The sequence below is a fragment of the Bacillus sp. JJ1764 genome (assembly GCF_036962145.1).
In the GTDB taxonomy this organism is placed as follows: domain Bacteria; phylum Bacillota; class Bacilli; order Bacillales; family Cytobacillaceae; genus Neobacillus.
In genome coordinates this window covers 1-8,589 of the sequence record NZ_JBALNY010000178.1, presented here as the reverse complement: position 1 = coordinate 8,589, position 8,589 = coordinate 1, and the positions used below count along the sequence as shown (strand labels likewise).

The 8,589-nt window shown below is 37.5% G+C and carries 7 protein-coding genes, 1 tRNA gene and 1 pseudogene; 2 read left to right on the top strand and 7 right to left on the bottom strand.

The window, feature by feature from the left end; translation table 11 throughout:
• The coding region (gene mutL / locus V7083_RS20485; protein WP_335481401.1) for a DNA mismatch repair endonuclease MutL at window positions 1–886 on the bottom strand (886 nt) is incomplete at its 3' end.
• Between the two features lie 23 nt (window positions 887–909).
• Window positions 910–3,507, bottom strand: coding sequence for a DNA mismatch repair protein MutS (gene mutS / locus V7083_RS20480; RefSeq protein ID WP_335481399.1), 2,598 nt, complete (start codon window positions 3,505–3,507; stop codon window positions 910–912).
• 171 nt (window positions 3,508–3,678) lie between these two features.
• On the opposite strand from mutS, the gene V7083_RS20475 reads away from it, so the two are divergent.
• Both V7083_RS20475 and V7083_RS20470 read left to right on the top strand, forming a co-directional pair.
• The gene (locus tag V7083_RS20475) at window positions 3,679–4,419 is read left to right on the top strand and encodes a YwaF family protein (protein ID WP_335481397.1); all 741 of its coding nucleotides are present in this window, start codon (window positions 3,679–3,681) and stop codon (window positions 4,417–4,419) included.
• Between the two features lie 47 nt (window positions 4,420–4,466).
• Window positions 4,467–4,540 (top strand) — tRNA-Arg (locus V7083_RS20470).
• A gap of 292 nt (window positions 4,541–4,832) precedes the next feature.
• On the opposite strand, the gene V7083_RS20465 is transcribed toward V7083_RS20470, so the two are convergent.
• From V7083_RS20465 to V7083_RS20445, 5 genes and pseudogenes are all read right to left on the bottom strand, one after another.
• Window positions 4,833–5,198, bottom strand: coding sequence for a hypothetical protein (locus V7083_RS20465; RefSeq protein WP_335481395.1), 366 nt, complete (start codon window positions 5,196–5,198; stop codon window positions 4,833–4,835).
• A 246-nt stretch (window positions 5,199–5,444) separates the two neighbouring features.
• Window positions 5,445–5,672, bottom strand: coding sequence for a hypothetical protein (locus tag V7083_RS20460; protein WP_335481393.1), 228 nt, complete (start codon window positions 5,670–5,672; stop codon window positions 5,445–5,447).
• A gap of 107 nt (window positions 5,673–5,779) precedes the next feature.
• Window positions 5,780–6,205 carry a DUF7878 domain-containing protein gene (locus V7083_RS20455; RefSeq protein WP_335481391.1) on the bottom strand — a complete coding sequence of 142 codons (426 nt, stop codon included), beginning with the start codon at window positions 6,203–6,205 and terminating at the stop codon, window positions 5,780–5,782.
• Window positions 6,206–6,551: 346 nt separating this feature from the next.
• On the bottom strand, window positions 6,552–6,764 hold the full coding sequence (locus tag V7083_RS20450; protein ID WP_335481389.1) for a hypothetical protein: 213 nt from the start codon (window positions 6,762–6,764) through the stop codon (window positions 6,552–6,554).
• 499 nt (window positions 6,765–7,263) lie between these two features.
• Window positions 7,264–8,549 (bottom strand): annotated as a pseudogene (locus tag V7083_RS20445) (IS110 family transposase).
• Between the last annotated feature and the right edge of the window lie 40 nt (window positions 8,550–8,589).

Genomic DNA, 8,589 nt, shown 5'->3' with positions numbered 1-8,589 from the left:
CATCTACCAAGAGCGGATCCATTTCAATATTTAAATAAACTATCGGGAATCTGCCAATCGGCAGCAAAGTGTGATACCCTTCCTGAATCGCTTTTGCCAATGAGTAATTTTTAATGAAGCGGCCGTTGATCATGGTCGAAATATAGTTACGAGATGCCCTAGTCACTTCCGGCATCGAAGCAAATCCACTAATCTTGTAATCAAGCGAACTTCCGGAAATCGGAACAAGCTGCTTAGCAATGCTCATTCCATAGATTGCCGCAAGTACTTGCCTCACATCACCGTTCCCGTTTGTTTGCAATAGCTTCCGTTCATTATGAATTAACCGAAACGCCACTTCAGGATGAGAAAGAGCCAACCGGTTTACCACATCAGTGATATTCCCGAGTTCGGTATGAATCGTCTTCATGTATTTTAAGCGGGCAGGAGTATTAAAAAATAAATCGGTTATGACGATATCGGTACCGCGTCTGCTCGGTGCCTTTTCAAAAATATCTACTTTACCGCCTTCAATGACTATCCGATTCCCAGCACCTTCTCCAGTCGAAGTTGACATTTCTAATCTGGACACCGAGGCAATACTTGGCAATGCCTCACCGCGGAATCCAAGTGTCCGAATACGGAACAAGTCATTTTCATCTTTGATCTTGGAAGTGGCATGCCGTTGGAATGCGATTAACACATCTTCTTCTTCAATTCCGTCGCCATTGTCGGTAATGCGGATTTTCGCTAGACCTGCTTCCTCTACCTCGATTTCAATCACCGTGCTGCCAGCATCAATCGAATTTTCCACAAGTTCTTTGACAACAGAGGCGGGGCGTTCGACTACTTCTCCCGCCGCTATTTTATTGGATAAAGCATCATCTAATTGAATGATCTTCCCCATGTATTCCGCCTCCTTTTATTCCCCTAACCTTTTAACTTTTTTTGCAGTTCATATAGCATATTGATCGCTTGCAGTGGCGTTACATCCAGCAAATCAAGCTCTTTGATTTTCTCGAGAACCTTTTTCTCTTTTGATGAATGCTCGTGCTTCTTCGGTTCCTTTGGCTCGTCAAAAAAGGACAGCTGAGATGGTTGTTCCGAAACAGCCGCGACTTCTTTGACAATGGTTTGAACTTGGACAGAAGACGGTTGTTCAAGTGTTGCTAAAATCTCATTAGCACGATTAATGAGTTCCATAGGCAGCTCTGCAAGTTGAGCTACATGAATTCCGTAACTCTTATCAGCCGGTCCTTCTTTGATTTTATGAAGGAAAACGACCTTGCCGTTATGTTCAATTGCACTGACGTGAATATTGTTTAACTTGTTTAGTTCTTCTTCCAAAACGGTTAACTCATGGTAGTGGGTTGAAAATAAGGTTTTCGCACCAATACGGTTGTGAATATATTCAATAATTGCCTGAGCAAGGGCCATCCCGTCATATGTCGATGTTCCGCGTCCAATTTCATCAAATAAAATTAAACTATTTTGTGTCGCATTGGCAATGGCATTTTTCGCTTCCAACATCTCAACCATGAACGTACTTTGGCCGGCAATTAAATCGTCAGCTGCCCCAATTCTGGTAAACACTTGGTCAAAAATTGGCAGGACTGCCTCTGTTGCCGGAACATAGCAGCCGATTTGTGCCAAAATTGCCGTTAAAGCAATTTGCCGCATGTACGTACTTTTACCAGACATGTTTGGTCCTGTGATTAACAGAATTTCACGATCGCTATCCATTATACAGTCGTTTGGTACGTATTCCTGCGCGTTCAATACATTTTCAACAACAGGATGACGGCCTTCTTTTACGATAATTTGTCGTTCAGAAGAGAAAAGCGGCTTCACATAGCGGCGTTCCTCACTCACTTGGGCAAAGCATTGCAGCACATCCAACTCACTGACAGTTTTGGCTAGTGCCTGAAGACGCGGAATGTATTCTTTCACGATCTCACGGATTTCCGTGAATAACTCGTATTCCAATTCGCCGATTTTTTCTTCTGCTTGTAAAATTAATGCTTCCTTTTCCTTCAAATCTGGAGTAATAAAGCGCTCAGCATTAGTTAATGTTTGTTTTCGCTCATACTGACCTTCTTGAAGTAGGTGCAAATTTGCTCTAGTCACTTCGATATAGTAACCAAACACCCGGTTGTAACCTACCTTCAACGATTTAATTCCAGTTTTTTCGCGCTCTTGCCTCTCGAGTTGAGCAATCCAGGTCTTCCCGTTCCGGCTTGCATCCCGATATTGATCCAATTGTTCATTGTATCCATCACGAATGATATTGCCTTCTTTTAAGGAAAGCGGCGGGTTTTCAACAATTGCCTGCTCCAATAGATCGGTTACCTCTTCACATGGATCCAATAAATCCACTAACTCCGTCATCTTATCACCCTGGATACTGTGGAGAATTTGTTTTAATAACGGAATTTGCAATAATGACCGCTTGAGCTGGACTAAATCACGAGCATTTACATTCCCAAATGCAACCCTTCCTGCTAAACGTTCCAAATCGTACACTTCAGTCAGTTTTTCCCGAAGATCCTGCCGTTCAAAATAATGATTCATAAAAATCTCAACTAGACTATGACGGTGTTCGATTTCTTCACGATTTATTAACGGCCTGTCAATCCAATATTTCAGCATTCTGCCGCCCATTGCCGTCTTCGTTTCATCTAACAGCCATAATAATGAACCCTTTTTGCCTTTTGAACGAATGGTTTCCGTCAGTTCCAAATTGCGCTTCGAATAATAATCTATTTTCATAAATTGTTGAATTTGATAGGTAGAAACCGGCTGTAAATGGTCCAAACTGCGTTTTTGGGAGCGGAATAAATAATGGAAAAGTCTTGCTGCAGTCTGCTTTAATTTTTCCTGATTAATTCCCTCTAAAAGATGTGCAAAATTCAATTCTATTGAACTATGATCCTCAAAGGAAATCGTCAAAACTTCGCGTTCCCTCATTTTCCTCTGCAGTTCTGCATCAAAATGGCTTGCAACCACCACTTCTTTTGCACTTAATACTGCAAGTTCATTTAAAACTTCATCAAAATGAGAAGAGAGCAATGTAACCCTGCTTTCCCCTGTAGAAATATCGTTATAAGCAAGACCAAAGGTTTTATCTTCAAATTCAGTTACAGAGGCGATATAATTATTTTCTTTATCAGCTAACCCCTTGCCTTCCATCATCGTTCCTGGGGTGATGAGTTGGACCACTTCCCTGCGGACAACCCCTTTTGCCTGTTTTGGATCTTCTGTTTGTTCGCAAATAGCCACCTTGTAGCCCTTCGAAACAAGCGTTTCTATATATCCTGCTGCCGAGTGAAAAGGAACACCGCACATGGGGATGCGATTTTCCATTCCGCCTTCACGGCTAGTCAGGGTGATTTCTAATTCTTGAGATGCTTTAATGGCATCATCGAAGAACATTTCATAAAAATCTCCTAGGCGAAAAAATAAAAAGGCATCCTGATATTCTGCCTTGACTTGTAAATATTGTTGCATCATCGGAGTATAAGTTGACATATTTTCCTCCATTACCTATTACTTTCGAGTAGCTTCGACAAACTATTATATCACAAATTTATATGACTTTATTAGGCAGAATAAACCACTTTCAACGCGATAATTGTCTAAATCTTCTGTATTAATTAAACTGTAATTAAATGGTAATATTAATAGGGAGGTGGTGATATTTTGGACTGGTTTGGCCGCAGTAATAAAAACTTTGATTTTGAGATGTTTTCGATGAGCCATCTTGCCATTATTGGAATCCTCGTACTAGGTTTAGTGGTTATTTATCTAATGAAGGAACAATTGAAAGATGAAAAGAGGAGGAAAGCAGAATTAGGGATTGCCATTTCCCTAATTACCATTGAAATTATTTATCATGTTTGGATGATCATAAATGGCAGTTGGAATGTCAGTCATGCCATCCCTTTAGAATTATGTAGCATCAGCTTAATTCTTACCATCCTTCTATTACTGACAAGAAAAAAAGTAATCTATGAAATTCTTCTGTTTACAGCTTTATTAGGGGCATCCCAAGCAATCATAACGCCAGCACTAAAATATGATTTTCCGCATTTTCGCTACTTCCATTTTTTTTATACCCATATCATGTCGATTTGGGTGCCGTTATATTTCACATGGGTAAAAGGCTATCGTCCGACGATATGGTCAGTGATGAAACTGTTTGTTTTTTTAAATGGGTTAATGCCTATTATTATGGTAATTAATAAACTGGTTGGCGGCAATTATATGTTTTTAAGTCATAAGCCAGGAAGTGCCAGTTTATTGGATCTTCTCGGACCTTATCCTTGGTACATTTTATCGATGGAAGGCTTGCTCATTATGTTAAGTCTGATCGTATGGCTGATCTTAAGAGAAAAGTCAGATGTGATTCATAAATATCCTTTTAAAAGAACTTATCATTGACCTTTTTCAGTTAACTTATTATAATTATAAACGTTCCTTATTATTAAGTCCTAGTAGCTCAGTAGGATAGAGCAACAGTTTCCTAAACTGTAGGTCGGAGGTTCGAATCCTCTCTGGGACGTACTAGAAACCCTGATATATCAAGGGTTTCTTTTTTTATTTCTATGTTAAAACCATCCATTTTAATTTAATTGGGGTCGAATTGGGGCAGGATTATTTTAAACGCCATTTCCAACCGGCTTTAACACTTCCAAAATTAGTGGAGGGTATTTGACAAATTAGAAATGTCGCTAATTGCTGTATGTTTTTTGAATGTAAATAAGGCTTAACATACAAATTATGCATAAAACCTTGTATATTAAGCCTTTATTACCCTTTATTAAATACATATGCTTATTCAATTATAGCAACAGTTAGCTGAATAAGGATCCAGAATTATCGATATAAAAATGGAACCAACTAAGCCCTACAAATGTAGGAGATGAACAGATACCCTCGAACTTCACCTGACCTTTATCGTATATATTAGGACCCATTACACTAATTTCTCGTCCAAGTTGGTTAACTAATTGAAGTACATAAAACACTGCCTTATCTGGTTCTTCAATTAGTAATTTGGTTTCACAAACAAGTTCGTACTTCGATTTATCCTTCCAATATGGCTCCAATTTTACCGTGTTTATTTCTCCAATTACTTTAGATAATCTGTTTATTACTTTTTGTGCCTTTCCTTTTGAGGTGACATCGATGAATATCCGCCAATATATTGTTTCAAACATAAATTACTCCCTTTAAGCACTTTTATTAGTTGTTTTTTGGGGAATGCCATCTTGAAGAATCGCACCCCTTTAGTTTAAGTAAAAAAACATCACAATCTTTTCTTCTTCTTAAAAAGTTCTCCTAAAATGAGTTGGGACGTTACAAAAAGCCCCCTTCTTATTCAAGAAAAGCGCCCGATTGTTGAAGTTCGTTATTAAACTAAAGCACCCGTTAGCTTAAGTGAATTCCTTCACAATTTGACCATTCTATTCAATTATCTCGCTTGAACAAACCTTCAGTTTTTCCTTAGCAATTGCCAATGCACTGTCAATGTTATCGGTAAGCGAAAAGCCAGTAGACTTTGGTAGCCAAGTTTCCCATTCACTATCCCAAGAATAAACATCAATTTCTAATAACCCATCTCTCAAACGTTTATTTATTTCAACCTTATATTCCTTACTTGGTGAGTATATTTCTTTAACAAGTTCAAGCATAATTCTAACTCCTCTATGAATATCTGTTTAAACGCAACCCTTTGTTTAACTCTTGCGCTACGTTAGTGAAAAAGGACTTTTTCTTTTTGATTTAGATTAGGAGTGGATTATTGGAGGAAATCATCAAGTTTAACAACGTACTCAATTTCGTGAAGTTCCTTATTTAATTCCTTTATGTAGTGTGTTACCGCTTCAACTAATACAGTTGTGGTAATATATTTGTGTGTCTCAAACTTCTGCCAAATTGAATAAATTCTCCAATAGTCATTACCAACATAAAGGAAATTGAGTATTGCCTCATCGTGGTCAATTGTGTCGTAGTTCATATCTTCTCTAAGACCTCTGCGAATCTTTTGTAACCATTCACCCAGTTGGATTCCTAACTCTGCAAGATTGATATATGGGTCATCAAAAAACAATTTTTCATTTACATAAATGTTTAAAGCACCTTCTATATAACCATTTTCGTAAGCAGAGTATGCTGGTCCATTAGGAACATTTTTATCTAAATCAAACGAAAATCTAACATTCATAAAATCACTCTCCAAGGGAAATATTCTACACTAGGTCAACGATTCCCTCTTCTTCAAGTAACCTGCCCCTTTACTTCAATAATTTCAATAAAAAAAAGCGATAATCCTTCACGGATCAACGCCCCCGTTAGCCACCCATGAATCGCAAAAAATCAACGATTCACCACAGAGAATGAAAATGGTTAGGATGTGTCAATACTGATACTGACCTTAATCCAGTCAACCAATCCATAGCAATGATTTGCAGCTCTCTCAATTTTTTTTTAACACATGAGACGGGTTCTCTTTGGTATTGTCTTTTTTCGAGGTTAGAGAAGTTTATTTTCATGGTAGTTTAGTAAGACACCTATAATAATAGAAATCCCACTATAATAAAAATGAAACCAAAAAAAATACGAAGCCCTTCGCTTGTAATCGGTTCAGATAGGACATCTAATATTACTACTAATATCCCCTTTGTTATTTCTCCTCTTGAATTTGCTTCTTTTTTAAAGGATTTAAAAAAGGAAAAAATCAACAGAGTTCCAACAATGAAACAAAGAATTGAAATCAAGTTCAAATTCACACCACCTTATATCTGTCTGTTAAATTACGTATTTAAAGTAAATTATCTCTATTTCATACTATACCTTTTTCAACTAAACTCCCTCTATATAGAAAGGGAAATCTCTCGATTTCTCTTGTTTTCTCCAAATTTCTTAGTAGTTTGTTTTATAATCCATTTGAGGATTGGAATAATAGTGTACCAAAGGGTAATTTTGGGGACAAAGTGAAAAAGAAAACTATAGTTAACCAAACCAACCTTATCCAAAAGTTGGATAACTAGTTAAAGTATGGTCGCACTGGTGGATCTCCACATTTCTCATGGGGGTCAACCCTCCCATATCTCACAGAGTCTTTGCTCCAAAATTCCTTCGTCCAACCTTTCCATGAGGTGGATGTCAGTCATGCTGTCCGACAGGGTCCATGCCCTACTTTAGTTGTTCTACTGACTAATCCGTGCTTCAAATGTTTAAAACAATTAACCTACTAATTAATTTTCAAAACCGATAGAGAATTTAAGCCGCTACCTGTAATACCGACATATGAGGAATGTCACTTATCATCCGTTCTTCACTAAATTCACATTGCTTTTTACCGATAGTAAATAGAATTCGTATAAGCTTATTACATATTGCAATCAGCGATTGCATCTTCTTTAAAGGCTTATTTGGACGTGTTGTAAAATACTCATGTAATGCTTTAAAAGCAGTGTTCTTAGCCACCAAAGGCATTGCAACTCGTAAGAGGAGAGCTCTTAAAGTCTTCCTTCCTCTCTTCGTAATTTTGGTTTGTCCCTTGTGCTTACCTGATGTATTTTCCTTTAGACTAAGCCCAGCTAATTTGATAATCTGCCTTGGGTGGGAGTAGTAACTTAAGTCTCCAACTTCAGAAAAAAATCCTGCAATAGTGTCTTTCCCTATTCCCTTGATGGCTAACATTTGTTCAACACCTGGAATCTGTTCAAGAAGTTGATCTATGTTTGATTCTAGTTCTTCGAACTTTTCAATGATAAGTTCATATTTTTCTATTAACGTGCGAAGCTCTAATTTCGCCATATTAGAACCTTCACGAATGCCAATTGAAACCATTACCACCTGCTTTAGTTCTTTTATTTTACTGAGTCCAACTGCACGTTTAACAACTTTCCGAAGATGTTCTAGTATCTCTTGTTCTGAGAGATTGACTAATTCATGTGGTAGTAAATTTAGCTTCAAAAGTTGTATTGCAGCCTTACCTTCCCAATCTTTAAAAACGGTTAGGAATTCTGGAAAGAAGCGGTCTATCCAGTTATGGATTTGTCCTTAACTGCCTGAAGATCAACAGATAAGAGATCGCGTATTTTTCGAGCCACTCGAAGTTCTGCATAAACTCCTTGTGGAATATTAGGTTCAGCATATCTCCCGTCCTTGACCAACTGTGCAATAACTCTAGCATCCTTTACGTCATTTTTAGTAGGAGAATTATCATCTAACTCCTAACTTTTCTTTACGTGCATAGGATTTACGACTACAAACTTAATATTATGTTCCTTAAGGAAGTGAGCTAAATTAAGCCAATAATGACCTGTCGGCTCCATTCCTACGATCACTTTTTCCATTTTGTTTTGATCCATCAAATTTTTAAACCAATCTATAAAACAGTTAAAGCTAGAATTTGTATTTTCAAAATAAAAGGGTGCCGAAAATTCTAAACCTCTAAAGTCTTGTGCTCTTGCCACATGCTTGTATTTAGCAATATCAACGCCTACAATTAATGTTTGAGAAGTAATTTGAGCAATCTTTTCATTTTGGTTATAATTCATTTAAATAGCCTCCTGGTATTTTTGTTTGTGTCCTTTTTGC

What these genes read in the sequence shown, in the direction of transcription:
- V7083_RS20465 (WP_335481395.1), bottom strand. Translation starts at nt 5,198, where the DNA reads ATGTTTGAAACAATATATTGGCGGATATTCATCGATGTCACCTCAAAA.
- mutS (WP_335481399.1), bottom strand. Translation starts at nt 3,507, where the DNA reads ATGTCAACTTATACTCCGATGATGCAACAATATTTACAAGTCAAGGCA.
- V7083_RS20460 (WP_335481393.1), bottom strand. Translation starts at nt 5,672, where the DNA reads ATGCTTGAACTTGTTAAAGAAATATACTCACCAAGTAAGGAATATAAG.
- V7083_RS20455 (WP_335481391.1), bottom strand. Translation starts at nt 6,205, where the DNA reads ATGAATGTTAGATTTTCGTTTGATTTAGATAAAAATGTTCCTAATGGA.